This is a genomic window from Micromonospora sp. WMMD712, assembly GCF_029581295.1.
Lineage (GTDB): Bacteria > Actinomycetota > Actinomycetes > Mycobacteriales > Micromonosporaceae > Micromonospora > Micromonospora carbonacea.
Window position 1 is genome coordinate 112,896 of sequence record NZ_CP120743.1, and the last position, 22,577, is coordinate 135,472.

General features: G+C 74.1%; 22 protein-coding genes. 14 read left to right on the forward strand and 8 right to left on the reverse strand.

The window, feature by feature from the left end:
- Nucleotides 1-110: 110 nt before the first annotated feature.
- Nucleotides 111-1,355: an IS256 family transposase gene (locus tag O7633_RS00450; protein ID WP_282325287.1), complete on the forward strand. Its 1,245-nt coding sequence runs from the start codon at nt 111-113 to the stop codon at nt 1,353-1,355.
- Nucleotides 1,356-2,101: 746 nt separating this feature from the next.
- On the opposite strand, the gene O7633_RS00455 is transcribed toward O7633_RS00450, so the two are convergent.
- From O7633_RS00455 to O7633_RS00480, 6 genes are all read right to left on the reverse strand, one after another.
- Nucleotides 2,102-2,518, reverse strand: a complete 417-nt coding sequence (locus O7633_RS00455) for a hypothetical protein (protein ID WP_282325288.1) — start codon at nt 2,516-2,518, stop codon at nt 2,102-2,104.
- A gap of 15 nt (nt 2,519-2,533) precedes the next feature.
- Nucleotides 2,534-2,857 carry a hypothetical protein gene (locus O7633_RS00460; protein WP_282325289.1) on the reverse strand — a complete coding sequence of 108 codons (324 nt, stop codon included), beginning with the start codon at nt 2,855-2,857 and terminating at the stop codon, nt 2,534-2,536.
- Nucleotides 2,857-4,050 (reverse strand): WXG100 family type VII secretion target, encoded by a 1,194-nt coding sequence (locus O7633_RS00465; protein ID WP_282325290.1) that lies wholly within the window; start codon nt 4,048-4,050, stop codon nt 2,857-2,859. The genes O7633_RS00460 and O7633_RS00465 overlap by 1 nt, the downstream gene beginning before the upstream one ends.
- Nucleotides 4,047-4,367 (reverse strand): type VII secretion target, encoded by a 321-nt coding sequence (locus tag O7633_RS00470; RefSeq protein ID WP_282325291.1) that lies wholly within the window; start codon nt 4,365-4,367, stop codon nt 4,047-4,049. Before O7633_RS00470 ends, O7633_RS00465 begins: the two co-directional genes overlap by 4 nt.
- Entirely contained in the window at nt 4,354-4,755 is a 402-nt protein-coding gene (locus tag O7633_RS00475; protein WP_282325292.1) for a YbaB/EbfC family nucleoid-associated protein, read from the reverse strand. Before O7633_RS00475 ends, O7633_RS00470 begins: the two co-directional genes overlap by 14 nt.
- 89 nt (nt 4,756-4,844) lie before the next feature.
- Nucleotides 4,845-5,918 carry a LacI family DNA-binding transcriptional regulator gene (locus O7633_RS00480; protein WP_282325293.1) on the reverse strand — a complete coding sequence of 358 codons (1,074 nt, stop codon included), beginning with the start codon at nt 5,916-5,918 and terminating at the stop codon, nt 4,845-4,847.
- Nucleotides 5,919-6,140: 222 nt separating this feature from the next.
- Here O7633_RS00480 and O7633_RS00485 point away from each other — a divergent pair, with 222 nt between their 5' ends.
- Nucleotides 6,141-9,356 carry an Ig-like domain-containing protein gene (locus O7633_RS00485; protein ID WP_282325294.1) on the forward strand — a complete coding sequence of 1,072 codons (3,216 nt, stop codon included), beginning with the start codon at nt 6,141-6,143 and terminating at the stop codon, nt 9,354-9,356.
- An 87-nt stretch (nt 9,357-9,443) separates the two neighbouring features.
- Here O7633_RS00485 and O7633_RS00490 read toward each other — a convergent pair whose 3' ends face one another.
- Nucleotides 9,444-10,541, reverse strand: coding sequence for a DUF5919 domain-containing protein (locus tag O7633_RS00490; protein ID WP_282325295.1), 1,098 nt, complete (start codon nt 10,539-10,541; stop codon nt 9,444-9,446).
- A 425-nt stretch (nt 10,542-10,966) separates the two neighbouring features.
- On the opposite strand from O7633_RS00490, the gene O7633_RS00495 reads away from it, so the two are divergent.
- From O7633_RS00495 to O7633_RS00520, 6 genes are read left to right on the forward strand one after another with little or no spacing between them, the layout of a single operon-like run.
- Nucleotides 10,967-11,269 (forward strand): urease subunit gamma, encoded by a 303-nt coding sequence (locus O7633_RS00495; RefSeq protein WP_074477867.1) that lies wholly within the window; start codon nt 10,967-10,969, stop codon nt 11,267-11,269.
- On the forward strand, nt 11,266-11,619 hold the full coding sequence (locus O7633_RS00500; protein WP_282325296.1) for an urease subunit beta: 354 nt from the start codon (nt 11,266-11,268) through the stop codon (nt 11,617-11,619). Before O7633_RS00495 ends, O7633_RS00500 begins: the two co-directional genes overlap by 4 nt.
- Complete coding sequence (locus O7633_RS00505) at nt 11,616-13,319, forward strand: urease subunit alpha (RefSeq protein WP_282325297.1); 1,704 nt, start codon at nt 11,616-11,618, stop codon at nt 13,317-13,319. Before O7633_RS00500 ends, O7633_RS00505 begins: the two co-directional genes overlap by 4 nt.
- A 5-nt stretch (nt 13,320-13,324) precedes the next feature.
- The gene (locus O7633_RS00510; RefSeq protein ID WP_282325298.1) at nt 13,325-14,002 is read left to right on the forward strand and encodes an urease accessory UreF family protein; all 678 of its coding nucleotides are present in this window, start codon (nt 13,325-13,327) and stop codon (nt 14,000-14,002) included.
- The gene (gene ureG / locus O7633_RS00515) at nt 13,992-14,717 is read left to right on the forward strand and encodes an urease accessory protein UreG (RefSeq protein WP_348776312.1); all 726 of its coding nucleotides are present in this window, start codon (nt 13,992-13,994) and stop codon (nt 14,715-14,717) included. Before O7633_RS00510 ends, ureG begins: the two co-directional genes overlap by 11 nt.
- The gene (locus O7633_RS00520) at nt 14,717-15,520 is read left to right on the forward strand and encodes an urease accessory protein UreD (protein ID WP_282325299.1); all 804 of its coding nucleotides are present in this window, start codon (nt 14,717-14,719) and stop codon (nt 15,518-15,520) included. The genes ureG and O7633_RS00520 overlap by 1 nt, the downstream gene beginning before the upstream one ends.
- Before the next feature lie 48 nt (nt 15,521-15,568).
- On the opposite strand, the gene O7633_RS00525 is transcribed toward O7633_RS00520, so the two are convergent.
- Nucleotides 15,569-16,042, reverse strand: coding sequence for a MarR family transcriptional regulator (locus O7633_RS00525; protein WP_282325300.1), 474 nt, complete (start codon nt 16,040-16,042; stop codon nt 15,569-15,571).
- Nucleotides 16,043-16,139: 97 nt separating this feature from the next.
- Here O7633_RS00525 and O7633_RS00530 point away from each other — a divergent pair, with 97 nt between their 5' ends.
- From O7633_RS00530 to urtE, 6 genes are all read left to right on the forward strand, one after another.
- The gene (locus O7633_RS00530) at nt 16,140-17,276 is read left to right on the forward strand and encodes a substrate-binding domain-containing protein (protein ID WP_282325301.1); all 1,137 of its coding nucleotides are present in this window, start codon (nt 16,140-16,142) and stop codon (nt 17,274-17,276) included.
- Nucleotides 17,277-17,718: 442 nt separating this feature from the next.
- A complete protein-coding gene (urtA, locus tag O7633_RS00535; protein ID WP_282325302.1) occupies nt 17,719-18,963 on the forward strand; it encodes an urea ABC transporter substrate-binding protein in 1,245 nt (414 codons plus the stop codon).
- 57 nt (nt 18,964-19,020) lie between these two features.
- Nucleotides 19,021-19,908 carry an urea ABC transporter permease subunit UrtB gene (gene urtB / locus O7633_RS00540; protein ID WP_043963236.1) on the forward strand — a complete coding sequence of 296 codons (888 nt, stop codon included), beginning with the start codon at nt 19,021-19,023 and terminating at the stop codon, nt 19,906-19,908.
- The gene (urtC, locus tag O7633_RS00545; protein ID WP_282325303.1) at nt 19,905-21,089 is read left to right on the forward strand and encodes an urea ABC transporter permease subunit UrtC; all 1,185 of its coding nucleotides are present in this window, start codon (nt 19,905-19,907) and stop codon (nt 21,087-21,089) included. Before urtB ends, urtC begins: the two co-directional genes overlap by 4 nt.
- Entirely contained in the window at nt 21,086-21,847 is a 762-nt protein-coding gene (gene urtD, locus O7633_RS00550; RefSeq protein WP_074477993.1) for an urea ABC transporter ATP-binding protein UrtD, read from the forward strand. Before urtC ends, urtD begins: the two co-directional genes overlap by 4 nt.
- Nucleotides 21,847-22,539, forward strand: coding sequence for an urea ABC transporter ATP-binding subunit UrtE (urtE, locus tag O7633_RS00555; protein ID WP_074477882.1), 693 nt, complete (start codon nt 21,847-21,849; stop codon nt 22,537-22,539). Before urtD ends, urtE begins: the two co-directional genes overlap by 1 nt.
- Nucleotides 22,540-22,577: the final 38 nt, after the last annotated feature.

Here is a 22,577-nt window from a genome sequence, read left to right on the forward strand (position 1 = left end):
CCACGGGAGTGGTGTACGACTTGCCCGTGATGGGCGTGTTGCGTAGATGAGAGACGGCCATCGCGTCGATCCTTCAAGACGACCAAGTCAGAGAAGGAAGAGAGAGCGCGATGGCCGCTTCAGAGAGTGTGAACCCTGTTGACCTGCTGCGCGAGCAGATTGAGGGCGCGTCGCCGGATGTGTTGCAGGCGATGATCCGCACGTTCGCGCAGGCGGTGATGTCCGCCGAGGCGGATGCCATCTGCGGCGCCGGCTACGGGCAACGCAGCGACGAGCGGGTCAACTCGCGCAACGGCTACCGGCCTCGGGAGTGGGACACCCGCGCCGGAACGATCGACCTGGCGATCCCCAAGCTCCGTCAGGGCAGCTACTTCCCCGACTGGCTGCTGACGCATCGGCGACGGGCCGAGCAGGCCCTGGTCTCGGTGGTGGCCACGAGTTATCTGCTCGGGGTCTCGACGCGGCGGGTGGAGAAGCTGGTCGAGCAGCTCGGGATCCGGCAGCTGTCGAAGTCGCAGGTCTCGGAGATGGCCGCCCACCTCGACGCCCAGGTCGAGGCGTTCCGCAACCGGCCCCTGGACGCCGCGCACTACACGTTTGTGTGGATGGACGCGCTGACCATGAAGGTCCGCGAACACGGCCGGACCGTCAACGTCCACGCCCTGGTCGCGGTCGGGGTCAACGCCGACGGCCAGCGTGAAGTCCTCGGCGTCGACGTCGCCTCGGACGAGGACGGCGCCGGCTGGCTGGCGTTCCTGCGATCCCTGACCGCCCGCGGACTCTCCGGCGTCCAACTGGTCATCTCCGACGCCCACCGCGGCCTCGTCGCCGCGATCGGCGCAGCCCTGCCCGGCACCACCTGGCAACGATGCCGCACCCACTACCTGCGCAACCTGCTCACGAAGGTGCCGAAGTCGGCGCAGCCGTGGATCGCGACCCTTGTGCGCACGATCTTCGACCAGCCTGATGCCGACGCCGTCCGAGCCCAGTTCCAGCGGGTCGTGGCGACGATCGAAGCGAAGTTCCCCACCGCGGCCGAGCACCTCGACGCCGCCCGCGACGACCTCCTGGCGTTCACCAGTTTCCCGCGCGAGATCTGGCGTCAGATCTGGTCGAACAACCCGCAAGAGCGCCTGAACAAAGAGATCCGCCGGCGCACCGACGTCGTCGGGATCTTCCCGAACCGGGCGGCGATCATCCGCCTCGTCGGTGCTGTCCTGGCCGAGCAGACCGATGAATGGACCGAAGGACGCCGCTACATGGGCCTGGAACTACTGGCCAAAGCCCGCCTGATCACCGTCGACACCAGCCAACACGACACCGACCAACCCGACCCCACCCCGATCGCCGCATAGCATCAGACCGGATCACGCGATGGCCGTCTCTTACACCACCAGCGCGGACGTGACCCCAACTCTACCGGAGACCTCCTCGATTAGCGACCACCGCCACGCCGTCAACCGCTACGAAACACGGCCTAGTCGGACCGGGGTTGGCCTGGGCGCGACCGGCCCGACCGGTGTAACCGGGAGCTGTGGGCCGTGACGGCTGATGCGGTGCACCGGCCCCTACGGAGCTGAGTCGTCTACGACATCACCGGCTACCCCTGCCACCCCATGCCCATCCGGCTCCAACCCCGCCCGGCTCGGCCCAGCGTGGCCCGGTGATCAAGAGATTCGGGTCATTGTAGAGATCAACTTTGACGCTTTTCTCTTGATCACCGGACCGGGCTGGGGCGTGGTCACCCCCGCCGAGAGCGCACCGGGCATGGTGATGTCGTACATGACTCAGCTCCCTATTCGACGGGAGGCAGTCACCCCGCCTGGCGGTGCCGACGGAGGGGTGGTGCCTGTCAGCTGGAGCGGTCAGGATCGTGACCTGCGTGCCCGACCGGGCTACGTGCGCAACCGATAGTCAGGGACACCCGGTCCGTGGTCTTCGGCCGGCGCGTCGAGGGGACGTGCGGCGATCCGGTTCCGGGTGGCCCGGTCTCCGAATCTGAGCTGCCCGACGCCATCCGTCGCCCGGCCCCGAAGCCCAAACGCCTGGGCGATGCGCTTCATCGCCTGGATGTCGACCACCGGTCACGGGTGGACGCTGTTCAGTAGAGCGATGCGGCCGGCGGCCGATGGTAGCCAAGGATGAGCATCGCTTCCTTGCCCGCCGCGCGAAGATCCCCGATCCGAAGGTCAGGAACGTGATGGTCGTTCGCGCGGATGTAGGCGAGGAAGTCGTCCGGGAGGCGTACGTGGTAGGTGGCCACGTAGAATCGGAGGTCGTCGCGCCAGATCCATTCGCCGTCGGTCATGACCGACGCCCCGCCGACGAGGTGTCGGCCGCTGCCGAGGACGTCCAGCTCTGCGCCCATGACGTCGATCAACTCGTGCCCGTCGCGCAGGTAGCTTGTCACGCGATCGGTGTCGGGGAGTGGATCCGGAGCCAGGTGAGCATGGATGCTCTCAGCATAGACCTCGACCGGGTCCGGGCCGAGTTCCCGGAAGAACCCCACCGTCTTCAATGCGTCGGCCTCACCTCATCCTGGATAACCGGCGGTGTAGGTGGCATCCACCAGCTCCTGGAGGCGGTGAATCACGTCGGCCTTGTGCTCGCTCTCAGGCAGCTCCTGCTTTCCTGCGGCCACCAGGCCCTGCCGCCAGTGGCTGACGATCTCCGCCTGCGCATCTGGCGGCAGTTCGTGAACCCAGACCGAGCCGAGGTTGTTGTCGACGACTTCTTGGAGCTGGTCCGCGACCGTCCTGTCGGAAAGCCTCGGGATGAGGAACTCCAGCGCCCAGTCGAACAGGCCGCCCGTCACCGTCCAGTCGACGCCGGGCTTCAGCACGATGAGGCCAGCCATCACTTCCCCACAATGAACACTCGCGGGCCCAAGCCCCGATCTGCTATGAACTGCTCGATCCTAGCGACCTGCTCCCCGGAGAACTGCGAGACGTCGACCGGCACGAGGTCGGCCTTGGTCAGGTGTCGCTCAATCTGATATTGCAGCTGAGGCCACTGCCGGTCGAAGTACTGGCTTGGGAAGTTGCCCACTGCGTCGTACGTGCGCCCGCTGCCATCGATCCAGTCGGCAGACGAGCCTTCGGGTGCACGGGTCAAAGTGACGTCCAGTTCTCGCTCCAGCCGGGCAGCCGTCTCGGCCTCCCTGGGCCGGAACTTGCCCGTCGCCGGATCCATGCCGAGTTCGTGGATCCGCCGCTCTTCATCGAGACGCGGCGGCCCGGGACTGTGAGGCGGCAGTGGCTGCGACGGTTCCCTTCGGCCTGTTCGACCGCCGCTGAGTAGCCGTCCCAATGCCTGCTTGAGCTTCTCGATCAGCTCGCCGAGCCGGCGGATCTGCGGCATCAGCCGGCGCAGGCTGGCCAGCAGTCCGCAGAGCAGCCGGGCGATCCGCGCCGCCCACGCTGCCACCGTGGTGGTGACCTGTTCGACGACCACCGGCGTGGCGAGGCCGGCGGTGGCGACGAGTTCTCCCGCGTACACGATGAGGCGGGAGACGCAGGTGGCGATGGCGTCGCGGACCAGGAGCCGGACGGCGGCGACGAGGCCGGCGGCGCCCTCGGTGATGGCGGCCAGGGTGTCGGCGGCCTGGGCGAGGCCGCCGATCGCCTGGTGCTGCCCGGCGGCCCAGGCGCGGTAGGCGGGGCCGGCGTCGCCGCCCCAGCCGGCGACCTCGGTGCGTGCGGCGTGGGCCAGCTCGGCGGCGTCGTCGCGCAGCGACGCGGCGACGTTGCGCCAGGTCTGCGCGTGCGCGGTGATCTGCGCCGGGTCGCCGGCCAGCCAGTCCAGCGCCTCGCTGAGGGGCTTGACGTGCTCGATGAGCCAGGCGATGCCGTACTGCAGCAGGGCACCGACGGGGTCGGAGACGAAGGCGAGGGCGTCGAGGCCGGCGCTTACCACGCCGAGGCTGCCGTCGATCCAACTGCCGTCGCGTACGCCCTGCGCGATGAGCTCGATGTCCTCGCAGATCCAGATGCCGGCCCACGCGCTGGGCGCGCCGCCCGCCGGGGCGGCGACGAGCGGGTTGCCGGTCACCGGTGGTCCCGTATTCGGTGGAGCAGCTGCTCGGCGCGGGCGTCGGCGGCCCGGTAGCGCTCGGCGCTGGACCGCAGCCTGCCGGCGGTGTCGCGCACTGACTCCGCTGCGGTGCCGATGCCGTCGACCAGGGTCCGCTGGAGGCCGTCGAGCAGCACCGGCATGATCGCGCACAGCTGGCCGTACGCGTCGGCGCCCAACCGGACGTGCTGGCCGGCCTGGCGGGTGGTGTCGAGGCTGTCGGCGCAGCGGTCGACATGGGTGGCGTGTGCGATCAGGTCGTCGGGATCGACCCGGATGCCGTCACCGGCGGCCATCGGGCGGGCCCTGGCCGGGGTCGAGCCGCCGCCGGTGACCGTCGATGATCGCCCGTCCGGCCGGGTCGTCGTCGCCGAGGGTCTGCGTGGTCGCCTCGGTGAGCTGCCGCAGCAGGTCGGCGTGCGCGGCCCGGGTCGTGGCGACGATCTGCCGGGCGGTGTGTGCCGCCGGGTGCTGCCGGGTCTGCTCGTCGAGTCGCAGGTCGACCAGCAGACCCGTGGCGTCGACGGTGACCTCGACCGCGCGGTCGGGGCTGCGGGCGGTGCCGGTCAGGGCCCGCGTCCGCGCCGACAGCGCCTGCGCGCGGGCGGCCCGGTCGGCGAGCGACGACTCCCACTCGTCGAGCCGGCGGGTCGCCGCGTCCAGCGCGGCCTCGTCCGCCCACATGCCGACCCTCCCCAGGGGACACACCGGTGACCGTCCCGCACACCGTAGCAACCCGTCACGCACCGCCGCCGGCCGGTCACGCCGCCGGCTCAGCCGCCCGGCGGGGGCGCGGTGCTCTCGCGTACCACGAGGCGGGTGGAGACCAGGGTGGTGCCGGTCTCCGGCACGCCGGTGCGGACCTGGCGCAGCACCGCCTCGACGCAGCGGCGGCCGACCTCCGCGAAGTCCTGGTGGACGGTGGTCAGGGGTGGGATGAACGCCCCCGCGTCGGCGATGTCGTCGAAGCCCACGACGCTGACGGCGCGGGGCACCGGCCGGCCCCGGTCGTGCAGCGCGCGCAGCACGCCGAGGGCCATCTGGTCGTTGGCGACGAAGACGGCCGTGCAGTCTGCCTCGTCGGCCAGGTCGAGGCCGGCGCGGTAGCCGGACTCCGCCGACCAGTCGCCGCGGCGCACCGGCGGCACCGTGCGGCCGTGCTCCTGCAGCGTCGTACGCCAGGCCAGCGCGCGTCGCTGCGCGGCGAACGACTCGCGCGGTCCCGCCACGTGCCACACGGTGCGGTGCCCGAGGTCGAGCAGGTGGTGCACGGCCTGGCGGGCCCCGTCGGCCTGGTCGGTGTCGACGACCCGGTAGCGGTCGCCGGCGTCGGAGTCGACCACGACGACGTGCACGCCCGGTGGGACGGCGACGGTCGCCGCGTCCAGCAGGTGCACCTCCATGATGACGATGACCGCGTCGACGGCGAGTTCGCCGAGCCGGGTGAAGGCCCCGAGCAGGCGGTCCTGGGTGGGGACCCCGACGGGGATGAGGGTGATCACGTAGCCGGCGTCGGCGGCGTGGGTGGCGATCGCCTCCAGGGTGCGGCTGTTGCCCGTGCTCGACAGGGTGAACAGGATGACGCCGATGGTGCGGAACTCGCCGTACTTGAGCGCGCGGGCGGCGCTGTTGGGGCGGTAGCCGAGCTGCCGCATGGCGGCGAGGACCTGCTCGCGCGTGCTGTCGACGACGCCGGGGTGGCCGGTCGAGACCCGGGAGACGGTCTGCGCGGAGACGCCCGCGAGCCGCGCCACGTCGGCCATCGAGACGCCGCGCCGTCGGCCGGCGCGGGGTCGGCCCGCGCCGGCCGGCTCCCGGGTCGCCCCGTCGGGCCCGGACGGACTCATCCCGCCTCGCTCCTCCCGCCCCGCCTCGCCTCGCGGCCCGAGCCACCTCCGCCGCGTCTGGTCGGGGCGCAGCCCAGTATGCCGGGCGCGCTTGACGGGCCACGGGCCGACTGGGAGCATCGCAACCCTCGATGTTTGCGTAAACATCGAGGTAGCACGCCCGCCGCAGGAACGCGGCGCGGTCCACCGGCTCACCACCACCCGTCGGAGGAGACCGTCCACATGAGCAGACACCCGTCCCGCCGGGGGCTGGCCGCCGCGATCACGGCGGCCGTCGTCGCCCTCGGCGTCGCCGCCGCGCCCGCCTCCGCCGCGCCGGCCGCCGGAGCGGCCGCCGGCGCGTCCGCCCCCGCGCCGGCCGCCGGGGCCGCGCCCCCGGTGGTCACCGTCCGCCCCGACCCGTCCTACCAGGGACAGGAGTTCCAGGGCTGGGGCACCAGCCTCGTCTGGTTCGCCAACGCCACCGGCGGCTACCCGGAGGAGATCCGGCAGCGCCTGGCCGACCTCGTCTTCGGCGAGCAGGGCCTCAACCTCAACATCGCCCGCTACAACATCGGCGGCGGCAACGCCCCCGACGTCCCCGACTACCTGCGCCCCGGCGGCGCGGTGCCCGGCTGGTGGCGGGCCCCCGAGGGCACCACCCGGGCCGACACCGACTGGTGGGACCCGGACAACCCGCAGCACTGGAACCCGGATGCCGACCGCGCGCAGCGCTGGTGGGTCGACCGGATCAAGGGCGACGTCACCCGGTGGGAGACCTTCAGCAACTCGCCGCCGTGGTTCCAGACCGTCAGCGGGTACGTCTCCGGCGGCTTCGACCCCGCCGCCGACCAGATCCGCGCCGACCGGGTCGACGACTTCGCCACCTACCTCGTGCGGGTCACCCAGCGCCTCGAGGCCGCGCACGGCATCACCGTCGACACGATCGACCCGCTCAACGAGCCGAACACCACCTACTGGGGCACCCGGCTGGGTGCCGACGGCAACCCGGTCGGCGGCCGGCAGGAGGGCGCCCACGCCGGCCCGGCCCTCCAGCAGCAGGTCCTCCGGGCGGTCGCCGCCGAGCTGCGCGCCGCCGGCAGCGGGACCCGGGTGTCCGCCATGGACGAGACCAACCCCGGCACGTTCGCCACGAACTGGAACGCCTACCCCGACGACGTACGCGGCCTGGTCGACCAGCTCAACGTGCACACCTACGGCACGGGCCAGCGCACCACCGCCCGCGACATCGCCAAGGGCGAGGACAAGCCGCTGTGGATGAGCGAGGTGGAGGGCTCCTGGGGCGACGGGCACAGCCTCACCAGCATGGCCCCCGGCCTCGGGATGGCCCGGCACATGGTCGACGACCTGCGCGAGCTGGAACCGTCGGCGTGGGTGTTCTGGCAGCCCGTCGAGGACTACGACAACATGAAGCCCGGCGGCGAGTTCCCGCAGGGCGCCAACTGGGGCAGCATCCAGCTCCCGTTCGACTGCACCGCCGCCGACACCCTGCGGACCTGCCCGATCCACACGAACACCAAGTTCGACACCGTCCGCAACTTCACCCACCACATCCGCCCCGGCGACCGGCTCGTCGCCGTGAACGACACCTCCAGCGTCGCCGCCGTGGCCCCCGGCGGGCGGGCCACCGTCGTGCACGTCAACGACGGCACCGCCGCCCGTACCGTCGCGCTCGACCTGTCGGCGTTCGGCGCCGTCGCCGCGAACGCGACGGTGACCCCCGTCGTCACCAGCGCGGACGGGGCGCTGCGGCGCGGCGCACCCGTCGCCGTGCGCGACCGCGCCGCCCGGGTGGACGTGCCCGCCCAGTCGGTGACGACGTTCCTCGTCACCGGCGTCTCCGGGGTCGCCCCCGGCGCGGCGCTGGTGCGCGACGGACACGTCTACCGCCTCACCGGCGTGCAGAGCAGCCGCTCCCTCGCCCCGGCCGGCGGCGTCGCCTCCGGCGCGGTCATCCGCACCACCGACCCGGCGAGCGTGGACCAGCTGTGGCGGCTCACCCGGCTCGCCGGGGGCACCGGCAACCGGGCCCGGTACGCCCTCGCCACCGCCGACGGCGCCCGCCAGCTCGCCGTCCTCGACCAGGCCGTCACCCTCGTCCCCGCCGTCGCCGCGCCCGGCCCGCGAGCACAGTGGATCCTGTCCACCACCGGCGACGGCAACTACACCCTCGTCAACGTCGACTCGCGCCGCCTGCTGGAGGTCGGCGGCCAGGCCACCGGCGACGGCGCGGCGGTCACCTCCTGGCCGGCCAACTCGGGGGCCAACCAGCGCTGGCGGGTCACCGACGAGACGGTCCTGCGGATCGCGCCCACCGACGCGTTCACGGTCCCCGGGGTCGCCCCGGCGCTGCCGGACACCGTCGTCCCGGTCCACCGCGACGGCGCGCGGGGGACCCTGCCGGTCACCTGGCGGCTGCCCGCCGCGTCGAGGTGGCAGCGGCCCGGCACCGTGCGGGTGACCGGCCGCGCCACCGACGTTCTCGGGCGGGCCCACGTCGCCCGGGCGACGGTCGTGGTCGACACCCTCGTGGCGACGCGGCCCACCCGGGCGAAGGCCGCCGTCGGCGGCGAGCCGGAGCTGCCGGCCACGGTCACCGCGGTGGCCCGGCGGGGCGCGACGGTGCAGCGCCCGGTGCGCTGGCAGCCGCCGCCGGCCGGCGCGTTCGACGCCCCCGGCGTCGTCACCCTCACCGGGCAGGCCGACGCCGGCGACGGGCGGGCCCTCGCGGCGAGCGTGCGGGTGCAGGTGACCCCGCCGGTGCCGGAGCGGGCCACCCCGGCCGGCGTCACCGCCACCTTCACCGAGCCCGGCTACTCGCCGGACGGCCTGGCCAACGGCGTGCTGACGGACAAGGCGTGGTCGAACTGGCGGTCGGGGCCGAAGAACCCCTCCGACACCCTCACGGTCACCCTGCCGGAGCGCCGGACGCTCACCCGGGCCGTCGTCCACTTCTACCGCGACGGCTCCGACAGCTATCCGCAGCGCCTGCGCGCCCAGGTCCGCGACCCGCAGGGCGGCTGGGTCGACGCCGGCGCGCCGGTGGACGTCCCGACGGGCACGGCGGGCGCCCCCGCCGTCGAGGTGCCGGTGTCCGGCGCCACGGACGCGGTGCGGGTCGTGCTCACGGCGTACCCGGACCGGCACATCACGGCCAGCGAGATCGAGGTCTTCGCCGCCGCGCCCGGGACGTCGTCGGACGCCTCCGCCGCCGGCATCTCCCTCGACGGGGTGCCGCTGGCCGGCTTCGACCCGGAGAAGCTGTCCTACACGGTGGCCCGCCGGGGCAAGCTGCCGTGCGTCACCGCGGTGGCCGCCGACCCGTACGCCACGGTCGTCGTGGGCCAGCCGGAGGCCGGCAGCCGCACGGCGACCGTGAAGGTGACCAGCGAGGACGGCTCGCAGTCGCGTACCTACACGATCCGCCTGCGGCGCTGACGCCGGCCGCCCGCGTCTGCCGTCGGCGGGTCGACGGGGCGGCGGCAGGACGGTCGACGGGGCGGTGACCGGCGGTCGCCCTGCTCGTCAGGCGCCGGCGGGGGAGCGGGCGCCGGGCACCCGCCCGTCGTCCGCCCCCTGCGGGGCCAGGCGCAGGATCGTCCGCCCGCCGTCGCGGGTGCCGTATTTCTGGTCGAACAGCCGGGCCACCCGCGCCACCGGGGTGCGGTCGCCGTCGGCCGGCTCCACCAGCGCGTACTCGCGGGGTGCCGTCGTGCGGGCGCGCTCGGGAAGCTGCGCCCGGACGGTGAGCGGGCCGGCCATCCGCAGCGCCCGGCAGTCGACGTAGTGCTGGCCGTCGACCGTCACGAAGTCCGCCGGGAGCTCCACGACGTCGGAGTCCTCGTGGCGCAGCGTGATCGTCGTCGACCAGTACCGCTCCAGGTCCAGGGTGGCCTGCGGCTGCCCCCACAGCTCCTCGAAGCGGGCGTGCACGAACCCGCCCCACGGGCTGTCCATGTCGACCTCCAGCTGCGGGACGTTGAACGACAGCTTGCCGATCGGGAAGAACGAGATCAGCGCCCGCGCGTCCCACTGGTAGAGCTGGATCGACGGCGACGCGTCGTAGACCCGGACCTGGAGGCGGTCGCGCAGCGCGGGCTCCAGCGACCGTCGGAAGGCGGCCAGGTGCCGCAGGTTGGCCCGGATCTGCCGGGGGACGTCGATCCGCTGCCGCTCCAGCTCCTCGCCGCGCTGCTGGGCGGCCGTGCAGTCGGGGTCGAGCAGCAGCAGTTGCACCTTCGCGCCCTTGGCCAACGCCGCCCGCACCGCCGCGAGGGTCTCGTCACGGTTGCGGTGCTCCAGCAGGATCGTCCAGGTGTCGAGGATGCGCACCAGCCGGGCGCTGCGCTCCAGCCGGGCCACGAACGCCGCCCGGTCGAAGCTCAGGTGTTCCTGCACCCGGGCCCGGCGGGCCTCCTCGAAGAGCGGGTCGAAGACCACGTAGGAGATCGCGGCGAGCACCACGCTCGCGCCGAGGTTGAGCAGCAGGTCGCTGAGGAAGCCGGTGCTGCGCCACGCGGCCAGCAGCATGACGACGGCGGCCCCGAGCAGCGCCCCGCCGACGAGGAAGGACCGCCGCTGCCGCCCGGCCCGGCCGGGCCGCCCGCCGCTCGTCCGCCGCATCCCCACCTCCGGATCCCTGCCTTCCCGGTCGCTGCCCTCCGGGTCGGGTCGCCCGCGCCCGCCCGGCCGATCGGCCGGAGAACGAGAGGATACGTGCCCGCTTTGCCGCCCGCTGTCCCGTTCGTGACCGTGGCGGCGGCGGGCCGGTGGCCGAGGGGACCGGCCGCGGTGACCCGCGCCGCATCGCCGGGACGGCCGTTGCCACCGTCCGGGCGATCCTCTACGGTCTGGTCAGCGGTTGGCGGTGCGGTCCGTTCCCAGCCCCCACACCGCTGCGCGGCCGTAGGATCGGGCCGGGGCCGGTGGGGTCCCGGGGCGAACCGCCGACGGCCGGCGGCGGTCACGTGTGACCCCCTCTCGTCCGGCGCCCGTCGACGCGCGCCGCGACGGCGGGAGCGTGCACGCCGGACCGCCCGGAGGTTTCCGTGTTCCTCAGCCCCCACGAGCAGGATCGCCTGCTCGTGCACGTCGCGGCGGACGTCGCCCGCCGCCGCCGCGAGCGCGGCCTGCGCCTCAACTATCCCGAAGCCGTCGCCATCGTCACCGCCTTCCTGCTGGAGGGCGCGCGCGACGGGCGGTCGGTCGTGGACCTGATGTCGGCCGGTCGCGGCGTGCTCACCCGCGACGACGTGCTCGACGGTGTCCCCGAGCTGCTGAAGGAGGTGCAGGTGGAGGCGACGTTCCCGGATGGCACCAAGTTGGTGACGGTGCACCACCCGATCCCGTGATCCCCGGGGAGGTGCTGCCCGGCGACGGCCCGGTCGAGATCAACGCCGGCCTGCCGGTGACCACCCTGCTGGTGGTCAACACCGCCGACCGGCCGGTGCAGGTCGGCTCGCACTACCACTTCGCCGAGGCCAACCCCGGCCTGCGCTTCGACCGCGCCGCCGCGTACGGCCAGCGGCTCGCGGTGCCCGCCGGGACGTCCGTGCGGTTCGAGCCGGGGGTCAGCCGCCAGGTGGAGCTGGTGCCGCTGGGCGGGGCGCGCATCGTCGCCGGCCTGCGCGGCGAGGTCGCCGGCCCGCTGGACGCGGGCCCGGGCGTCGTCGACCGGGCGGACGGGGGGTCGGACCGGTGAGCGAACTCGACCGGCGGCGCTACCTCGACCTGTATGGGCCCACCACGGGCGACCGGATCCGGCTCGCCGACACCGACCTGCTCATCGAGGTGGAGGCCGACCACTGCGTCGGCGGCGACGAGATGGTCTTCGGCGGCGGCAAGGTGATCCGGGAGTCGATGGGCCAGTCCCGGGCCACCCGCGCCGAGGGGGCCCTCGACACGGTGATCACCGGCGCGGTGGTGCTCGACCACTGGGGCGTGGTCAAGGCCGACGTGGGGCTGCGCGACGGCCGCATCGTCGCGCTCGGCCGGGCCGGCAACCCGGACACGATGCCGGGCGTCCACCCGGACCTGGTGATCGGCCCGGCGACGGAGGTGATCGCCGGCAACGGGCGCATCCTCACCGCCGGGGCCGTCGACACCCACGTGCACTTCATCTGCCCGCAGCTCGTGCACGAGGCGCTGGCCAGCGGCGTCACCACCCTCGTGGGCGGGGGCACCGGCCCGGCCGAGGGCACCCGCGCCACCACGGTCACCCCGAACGCCTGGCACCTGGCCCGGATGCACGAGGCGCTCGACGCGTTCCCGGTGAACGTGCTGCTGCTCGGCAAGGGCAACACCGTCTCCGAGGAGGCGATGTGGGAGCAGTTGCGGGCCGGCGCGGGCGGCTTCAAGCTGCACGAGGACTGGGGGACCACCCCGGCGGCCATCGACGCCTGCCTGCGGGTGGCCGACGCCTCCGGCGTGCAGGTCTCCATCCACACCGACACCCTCAACGAGGCCGGGTTCGTCGCCGACACGCTGCGCGCGATCGCCGGCCGGGCCATCCACTCGTACCACACGGAGGGGGCGGGCGGCGGCCACGCGCCGGACATCATCACCGTCGCCAGCGAGCCGAACGTGCTGCCGTCGTCGACGAACCCGACCCGCCCGTACACCCGCAACACCCTCGCCGAGCACCTCGACATGCTGATGGTCTGCCACCACCTCAACCCGGCGGTGCCGGAGGACCTGGCGTTCGCCGAGAGCCGCATCCGCCCGTCGACGATGGCCGCCGAGGACCTGCTGCACGACCTCGGCGCGATCTCCATCATCGGCTCCGACTCGCAGGCGATGGGGCGCATCGGCGAGGTGATCACCCGCACCTGGCAGAGCGCCCACGTGATGAAGCGGCGGGTGGGCGCGCTGCCCGGCGACGGGCGCGCCGACAACCACCGGGCCCGCCGCTACGTGGCGAAGTACACCGTCTGCGCGGCGATGGCCAACGGCCTGGAACGCGAGATCGGGTCGGTGGAGCCGGGCAAGCTCGCCGACCTGGTGCTGTGGGACCCGGCCTTCTTCGGCGTACGCCCGCACCTGGTGCTCAAGGGCGGCATGATCGCGTACGCGCAGATGGGCGACGCGAACGCGTCGATCCCGACGCCGCAGCCGGTGCTGCCCCGGCCGATGTTCGGCGCGCACGGCGTCGTGCCGGCGGCGACCAGCCTCGCGTTCGTGGCCCCGGCGGCGCTGGAGGCCGGGCTGCGCCTCGACGTGCGCCGGCCGCTGGTCCCCGTCGCCGACGTGCGGTCGCGGGGCAAGGCCGACCTGCCCGAGAACGGGGCCATGCCGCGCATCGAGGTCGACCCGGACACCTTCACCGTCCGCATCGACGGCGAGGTGGTCGAGCCGGACCCGGTGTCGGAGCTGCCGATGGCCCAGCTCTACCACCTGTTCTGACGACGATGACGAGCATGCTGCTGCTGCTCGCCGACGGGCGGTTCCCGGCCGGCGCGCACGCCCACTCCGCCGGGCTGGAGGCCGCCGTCGCCGCGGGGCTGGTCAACGACCTGGCGTCGCTGCGCGGCTTCCTGGTCGGCCGGCTGGCCACCGGCGGGCTGGTCGCCGCCGCGTTCGCGGTGGCGGCGCACCGGGCGGCGGCGGCCGGTGACCCCTGCCCCGCGCTGGCCCGGCTCGACGCCGAGCTGGACGCCCGCACGGCCGCCCCGGCGCTGCGCGCGGTCTCCCGCCGGCAGGGCCGGGCCCTGCTGCGCGCCGGGCGGTCGCTGTGGCCGGGCGGGCCGTTCGCCGCCCTGCCCGCCGACCCGACCGGGCCGCACCAGCCGCTGGTGCTCGGGCTGGTCGCCTCGGCCGCCGGCCTCGACCCGGCCGAGTTGGCGACCGCCGCCGCGTACGGGTCGGTGACCGGCCCGGCGAGCGCGGCGGTGCGGCTGCTCGGCCTCGACCCGTACCGCGTGCACGGGTTGCTCGCCGACCTGACGGCCGACGTCGACGCCACGGCGGCGCGGGCGGTGGCCGCCGCCGGCGGGCCGCCGGAGTGGCTGCCGGACGGCGCGGCCCCCCTCACCGACATCCATGCCGAAGTCCACACCACCTGGGAGGTGCGTCTCTTTGCGTCCTGAATCCGTTCCCCTGACCTCGTCGCACGACGAGGACGTCCCCCACACCCACCCCGAGCCCGGGGTCGACCCGCACGCCCCGCTGCCGCCGGCTGCCCGGCCGCTGCGCATCGGCATCGGCGGGCCGGTCGGCTCGGGCAAGACCGCCCTGGTCGCCGCGCTGTGCCGGGCGTTCGCCACCGAGCTGCGCCTCGGCGTGGTCACCAACGACATCTACACCACCGAGGACGCGGACTTCCTGCGCCGGGCCGGCGTGCTCGACCCGGCCCGGATCCGGGCGGTGGAGACGGGCTGCTGCCCACACACGGCGATCCGCGACGACATCGGCGCGAACCTCGACGCGATCGACGAGCTGTGCGAGGCGGTCGGCCCGCTGGACCTGGTGCTCGTGGAGAGCGGCGGCGACAACCTGACGGCCACGTTCAGCCGGGGCCTGATCGACCGGCAGATCTTCGTGGTCGACGTGGCCGGCGGCGACAAGGTGCCGCGCAAGGGCGGGCCCGGGGTCACCGCCGCCGACCTCCTGGTGATCAACAAGACGGACCTCGCGCCGCTGGTCGGCGCGGACCTCGACGTGATGGACCGCGACGCGCGGGCCCGGCGCGGCGACCTGCCTACGGTCTTCCTGTCCATCGTCGGCGACCCGGAGGCGACCCGGGTGGCCGGGTGGATCCGGCACGAGCTGGCCCACCACCGGGCCGCCGTGGCCGTCGCCTGATGCGCGCGCGGGCCCGGGTGGTGGCGCGGGCCGACGGCCGCGGCGGCACGCGCCTCACGGAGCTGCGCGGCGAGTCGCCGCTGCTGCTGCGGTCCACCACCGCCGAGGGCGGGGTCGCCACGGTGTACGTGGTGGGCGGCGCGGCGGGCCCGCTCGGCGGCGACGACCTGCTGCTGGAGGTGGAGGTGGGCCCCGGGGCGGCGCTGCGTGTCGGCAGCGTCGCCGCCTCGGTGGCGCTGCCCGGCCGCCCCGGCGCGGCGGCGTCCCGGATGCGGGTGCACGCGGTGGTGCACGCCGGGGCCGCCCTGCACTGGCTGCCGGAGCAGCTCGTCGCGGCGGCCGGCTGCGACCACGTCGCCGAGGCGCGGGTCGAGCTGGCCGCCGGGGCCCGGCTGACCTGGCGCGACGAGCTGATCTGCGGCCGGTACGGCGAGTCGCCGGGCGACGCCGTCGTACGCACGTCGGTCGACCACGGCGGCCGGCCGCTGCTGCGCCAGTCGACGGCGGTGGGCCCGTCCGCGCCCGGCTGGGCGGGGGCCGCCGTGCTCGGCGGGGCCCCGGCGACGGGCTCGCTGCTGCTGGTGGGCCCCGACGTCCCGCCGGGCCCCGCCGCGCAGCCGGGTCTCGGGGCGGCCCCGGGCGTCGGGGTGCGGCCGGGCGGCCTGCCCGTCCCCCGGTCGCGGCCGGCGGGCGACGATGGCGGCGCGGTGGCCTGGCTGCCGCTGGCCGGCGGCCCGGCGGCGCTGCTCACCGCCACCGCCGCCGACGCGCACACCCTGCGCGAGCGGCTCACCCCGGCCTGAGGAGCGCACCGGCGCGGTGTGTCCGGCCCGGGGCGGCGGCTGCGGGTGTCAGCGGGCCGCGACGCGGGCGCGGGCCCCGGCCGCCGCGCCGACCGGGCGGCCGGCGCCCAGCCGGTCGGCCAGCGCGGCGAGCGCCCCGGCCAGGTCGGCGTCGTCGCCGGTGACCAGGTCGGCCAGGTCCGCCCGGACCAGGGCGTCGACGCGTTCCTGCTCGCGGCGGCCCCGGGCGGTCAGGTACGCGCGGATGCGCCGCCGGTCCTGCGGGTCGATCCGCCGGTAGACCAGGTTCAGGTCGACGAGCTGGTCGACCAGCTTGGTCAGCGTCCCCGGCGGCAGGGACTCCTCGGCGGCGACCTCGCTCATCGGGTGCCCCTGCCCGTCGGCGAGCAGGCACAGCACCCGCCAGGCCTCGACGGTGAGGCCCTCGGCGGCCAGGACACCGCCGACCCGCCGCGCGAGCAGCCGCTCGGCACGGGTCAGCACACGCAGCAGATCGACGGGCGTCGCGGGCACCTCGGGCATGACCCTCCCCCGTTCGGTGGGGCTGCCATCGTACCGAAAAGGTCCCGCATCGTGACCGGGTCTGGTGTGGGCACCGGCCGGCGGCAATCATGTCGTCATGTCCGTGCCGGCAGGGCGTCCGGCTGGTGCGCCGCATCCCCAGCCGGGGCAGACGCTCCACCTTCCCGCGCCCTGGCTCACCGTGGACCGGTCGGTGGTCAGCGTCGCGCTGGTCTACCCGATGCGGGGGCCCGCCGGGATGTTCGGCCCGACCTGCGAGCTCTGCGCCCAGCTCGCGGTGGAGGAGATCAACCGTGCCGGCGGGGTGCTCGGCCGCGAGCTGCGGCTGGTGCCCGTCGACGGCGGCGCCCCGCCGGCCGAGGTGGCCGCCGAGGTGGAGGCGCTGGTGTCGACCGGCGCGGTGCAGGGGGTGACCGGCTGGCACATCTCGTCGGTGCGGCAGGCGGTGGCCCCGCGCGTCGCGCACCGGGTGCCGTACGTCTACACCGCGCTCTACGAGGGCGGCGAGCGCACCGAGGGGGTCTTCCTCACCAGCGAGACGCCCGACGCGCAGCTCTGGCCGGCGATGCGGCTGCTGGCCGGCGAGCAGGGCGTGCGCCGGTGGTACGTGGTGGGCAACGACTACGTGTGGCCGCGCCACACCGCCCGCGCCGCCCAGCGGTACGCCCTGCGCAGCGGGGCACGGGTGTGCGGGCAGCGGTTCCTGCCGTTGGGCGTCCACGACTTCGGTCCCGTCCTGCGCGCCGTCGAGCAGTCCGAGGCGGACGGGGTGCTGATGCTGCTGGTCGGCGCGGACGCGGTGCGGTTCAACCGGGCGTTCGCCCGCGGCGGCCTGGACCAGCGCTGCCTGCGGCTGAGCACCCTGATGGACGAGAACATGCTGCTGGCCAGCGGGGCGGGCGCGACCCGTCGGTTGTACAGCACGGCCGGGTTCTTCGCCGGCCTGGTCACCCGGGAGAACCTCGACTTCCACGGCGCGTTCGCCCGCCGCTTCGGGGTGGAGGCGCCGCCGCTGGGCAGCCTGGGGGAGTCCTGCTACGAGGGCGTGATGCTGCTGGCGGCGCTGATCGCGCGGGCCCGCACGCTGGACGTGCGGGCGATCGGGGCCGCCGCGGACGCGGTGTCCTACCAGGGGCCACGGGGGGAGCTGCGGCTGCGCGGGCGGCACGTGCGCCAGCGGATCTACCTGGCCGAGGCCGACGGGCTCGACTTCGCGGTGCTGGCGGAGCTGTAGGGGCGCTTGACAGCCGGCCGGGGGAGCCCGCTAAAATCCTTCACGCAGGAAGTAACTGGCTCGCCGCCCGATTAGTCGAAATGCGATTCCGGCGCTGGGGCGACCGTTCTTCCGAATGTCTGTCGTGGGCCGTCGCCATTCTCCGTGAGTCCTCCGGGGATGGTGGCGGCCTTTGCTGCTTCACCCCCGTTGAGCTGGCCTTACCGGCCGTTCGGGAAACAGGCAATTAAGGGCCGGGAAACGTGGCCGCAACGAATCGAGTCGAGGCTTTGCCCTGCCCGAGGTCCACTGCGGATGGTGTGCCGGCGTCCCACCCGCCGGCCGGTCTTTCCGCCCGACGCGACACCCGTGACCGCACCGCTTCACCAATCACCAATGGCAATGCAGCCCGGCCCGGCAGGGCCGGTGGTCGTCGCTCCACGCACACCGCAGGGGAGATTGCATGTCACTGTTCCGGGGCCGCCGCATCCTGGCCGGCACCATGGCCTTCGTCGTCGCGGCCGCGCTGGCCGCGTGCGGCAGCAAGACCTCCGACAGCACGTCGGGCAAGGGCGTCAGCGCCGACGTCTCGGGCGACACCGTCAAGGTGGGCCTGCTCAACTCGCTCTCCGGCACCATGGCCATCAGCGAGGTCACCGTCCGCGACTCGATCATGCTCGCCGTAGAGGAGATCAACGCGGCCGGCGGCGTCCTGGGCAAGAAGATCGTGCCGGTCGGCGAGGACGGCGCGTCGGACTGGCCGACCTTCGCCGAGAAGGCCGAGAAGCTCATCTCCGAGGACCGCGTCGCCGCCGTCTTCGGCTGCTGGACCTCCGCCAGCCGCAAGGCCGTCAAGCCGGTGTTCGAGAAGAACAAGGCGCTGCTGTTCTATCCGGTGCAGTACGAGGGCCTGGAGCAGTCGCCGTACATCTTCTACACCGGGGCGACGACCAACCAGCAGATCGTCCCCGGCCTGGACTACCTCAAGGCGCAGGGCAAGAAGTCGGTCTACCTCGTGGGCAGCGACTACGTCTTCCCCCGCACCGCCAACAAGATCATCAAGGCGTACGCGAAGGCCAACGGGATGACCGTCCTCGGCGAGGACTACGCCCCGCTCGGCTCCACCGAGTTCGGCACGATCGTCAACAAGGTGAAGTCGGCGAAGGCCGACGCGGTGTTCAACACCCTCAACGGCGACAGCAACGTGGCGTTCTTCAAGGAATACACGTCGGCCGGGCTCAACGCGACGAGCATGCCCGTGGTGTCCGTGTCGATCGCCGAGGAGGAGGTCAAGGGCATCGGCACGCAATATCTCAAGGACCAGCTCACCGCCTGGAACTACTACCAGACCACGCCGGGCGGGGCGAACGCGAAGTTCGTCGCCGCCTACAAGGCGAAGTACGGCGCGGACAAGCCCACCAGCGACCCGATGGAGGCCGCGTACGTCGCCGTGTACCTGTGGAAGGAGATGGTCACCAAGGCCGGCTCCTTCGACGTGGAGAAGGTCCGCGCCGCCGCCGGCGGCATCACCTACGAGGCGCCCGAGGGCCTGGTCACCGTGGACGGCCCGACGCAGCACATCGCCAAGACCGCCCGGATCGGCAAGGTCGGCGCGGACGGGCTGATCACCGAGGTGTGGAACTCCGGCCAGCCGATCAAGCCCGACCCGTACCTCAAGAGCTACCCCTGGGCGACCGGCCTGAGCTGACCACCCGGCCCGGGCGGCCCCCGCGCCGCCCGGGCCCCACCCCTCCTCGGAGCAACCGTGACAGTCCTGTTCGGACAGCTCTTCACCGGCGTCAGCATCGGCGCGGTCCTGCTGCTCGTCGCGCTCGGGCTCGCGCTCACCTTCGGCCAGATGAACGTCATCAACATGGCCCACGGCGAGTTCATCATGGCCGGCGCCTACACCACCTACGTGCTCCAGCAGACGATCACCTCGGCCGGCTGGTCGCTGCTGGTCGCCCTGCCCGTCGCCTTCGCGGTGGCCGGCGCGCTGGGGGTGCTGCTGGAGGTGCTGCTCATCCGCCGCCTCTACGCCCGGCCCCTGGACACCCTGCTCGTCACCTGGGGCGTGTCGCTGATGCTCCAGCAGGCGGCCCGGGACATCTTCGGCAGCCCCAACGTGCAGACCCGCGCGCCCGCCCTGCTCACCGGCAACGTGGCGCTGCCCGGCGGCGTCACCGTCGCCAACAACCGGCTGTTCATCCTCGGCCTCGCCGTGGCGGCCGTGGTGGCGCTGACCCTCGCGCTGCGGCTCACCCCGCTGGGCCGCCGCATCCGCGCCGTCGTGCAGAACCGCGACCTCGCCGCCGTCTCCGGCATCGCCACCGCCCGGGTCGACCGCACCACCTTCTTCGTCGGCTCCGGCCTGGCGGGCGTCGCCGGGGTCGCGCTGACCCTGCTCGGGCCGATCGGCCCGACGATGGGCACCAACCTCATCATCGACGCCTTCCTGGTGGTCGTGGTCGGCGGGATCGGCCAGCTCAAGGGCAGCGTGATCGTCGCCTTCGCCCTCGGCGTGCTCCAGGCCACCGGTGAATACCTCACCACCCTCAGCGTCGCCAAGGTGATCGTCTTCGTGGCGATCGTCGCGTTCCTCCAGTGGCGGCCACAGGGCCTGTTCACCCTGCGTACCAGGAGCCTCGCATGACCACCGTGACCGGCCCGGCCACCGCCGCCGACGAGCCCGCCGCGCCGGCACCGCCGCCGCCCGCACGCCGCACCGGCGGCCGGGCCCGCGCGGCGCTCGGCTTCGCCGCCGGCGCGGCGCTGCTGTTCGGCGCGGCGCCCCTGCTGCTGTCGGACTTCCGGCTGGCGCTGCTGGCCAAGTACCTCTGCGTCGCCATGGTCGCCGTCGGCATCGGCATCGCCTGGGGCCGCGGCGGCATGCTCACCCTCGGCCAGGGCGTCTTCTTCGGCCTCGGCGGCTACGCGATGGCCATGCACCTCAAGCTCGCCGACGCGGGCCCCGGCGCGCTGCCCGACTTCATGCAGCTGTACGGGCAGCTCGACGAGCTGCCGTGGTGGTGGCGGCCGTTCGCGAGCCCCTGGTTCGCCCTGCCCGCCACCGTGCTGCTGCCCATGGTCGTCGCCTTCGGGCTCGGCTCGCTGGTCTTCCGCCGCCGGGTGCGGGGCGCCTACTTCGCCATCCTCAGCCAGGCCCTCGCCGCCGCGATGGTGATCCTGCTGGTCGGCCAGCAGGGCACCACCGGCGGCACCAACGGCCTGACCGACATCCAGGGCTTCTTCGGCTACGACCTCGACGACCCGGTCAACCAGCGCACCGTCTACTTCCTGATCGCCGCCGCCCTGCTGGGGCTGCTCGCGCTGGCCCGTCAGCTCATCCAGAGCCGCTACGGCGAGCTGCTGGTGGCCGTGCGCGACGGCGAGGAACGGGTCCGCTTCCTCGGCTACGACCCGGCCACCGTCAAGGTCGTCGCCTACGTGGTGGCCGCCGGGATGGCCGGGCTCGCCGGGGCGCTGTTCGTCCCCGCCGTCGGCATCATCTCGCCCGCCCTGATCGGCATCGTGCCGTCCATCGAGTTCGTCATCGGCGTCGCCGTCGGGGGGCGGGCCACCCTGCTCGGCCCGGTGCTCGGCGCGGTCGCCGTGGCCTGGGCGCGTACCGCGCTGTCCGAGCGGTTCCCGGGCACCTGGACGTACCTGCAAGGGCTGTTGTTCGTGCTGGTGGTCGCGTTCCTGCCCGGTGGCCTGGCGTCGCTGTGGGCGCTGCGGCGCACCCGGCGCGCGGCAGCCGACCGGCCGCCCTGGTGGCGGCGCATCCCACCCGCCCGCAGCGGCCGGACCCGGACGGAGGCGCCGGCGGCATGACCGACGAACGAACCGACGGCCTGTGCGTGCGGGGCCTGCGGGTCAGCTTCGACGGCTTCACCGCCGTCGACGGCGTCGACCTGGACGTGCCCGCCGGTGACCTGCGCTTCCTCATCGGGCCCAACGGGGCCGGCAAGACCACCCTCGTCGACGCGGTCACCGGGCTGGTCCGGGCCACCGGCTCGGTCCGCTTCGGCGACCGGGAGCTGCTCGGCCGGGACGTGCACCGCATCGCCCGGCTCGGCGTGGGCCGCACCTTCCAGACCGCCGCCGTGTTCGAGGAGCTGACCGTCGCGCAGAACCTCGACATCGCCGCCGGGGCCGGGCGGAGCTGGTGGGCGCTGGCCCGCCGCCGGCGGCGGCTGCCCGACGAGGTCGTCGCCGCCCTCGACACCATCGGCCTCGCCGACCGGGCCGACCACCTCGCCGGCACCCTCGCCCACGGGCAGAAGCAGTGGCTGGAGATCGGCATGCTGCTCGTCTCCGACGCCCGGCTGCTGCTGCTCGACGAGCCCGTCGCCGGGATGAGCCACGACGAGCGCGACGCCACCGGCGCCCTGCTGGAGACCGTCAGCCGGGACCGCACCGTCGTGGTCATCGAACACGACATGGACTTCCTGCGCCGCTTCGCCCGCACCGTGACCGTGCTGCACGCCGGGCGGGTGCTCAGCGAGGGCACCGTCGCCCAGGTCCAGGCCGACCCCCGGGTGCAGGAGGTCTACCTCGGCCACCCCGTCGACGCTCCCACGGAGGCGTGATGTTGACACTGCGCGGCGTGCGCGCCGGGTACGGACGCAGCGAGGTGCTGCACGGCGTGGACCTCGCCGTGCCCGCCGACGGCGTCGCCGCCGTGCTGGGCCACAACGGGGCCGGCAAGAGCACCCTGCTGCGGGTCGCGGTGGGCCTGCTGCGGCCCCGCGCCGGCACCGTCGAGCTGGCCGGGGAGGACGTCACCCGGCTCGCCCCGCACCAGCGGGTCGCCCGGGGCATGGCGTACGTGCCGCAGGGCCAGCAGTGCTTCCCGCACCTGACGGCGGGGGAGAACCTGCGGCTGGTCGCCGACGGCCGGCGCGACGGCGCGGCGGCCACCGCCGAGGCGCTCGACCTGTTCCCGGCGCTGCGCCCGCTGCTGCGCCGCCGGGCCGGGCTGCTCTCCGGCGGCCAACGCCAGCAGCTCGCCATCGCCCGGGCGCTGGTCACCCGGCCGAAGCTGCTGCTGCTCGACGAGCCCACCGAGGGCATCCAGCCCTCGGTGGTCGCCGAGATCCAGGACCGCGTCGTCGAGCTGACCGCCCGCGCCGGCATCCAGGTGCTCCTCGTCGAGCAGCACCTCGGCTTCGCCCTGCGGGTCGCCCAGCGCTACTACGTGCTGGAGTCCGGCCGGGTCACCTCGACCGGCGACGGCGGGGCCGCCGCCGAGCACGCCGTCCGGGCCGCGCTCGCAGTCTGACCCCGCCCCGCCCCAAACCGACGGCCCGGCCCCGCCTC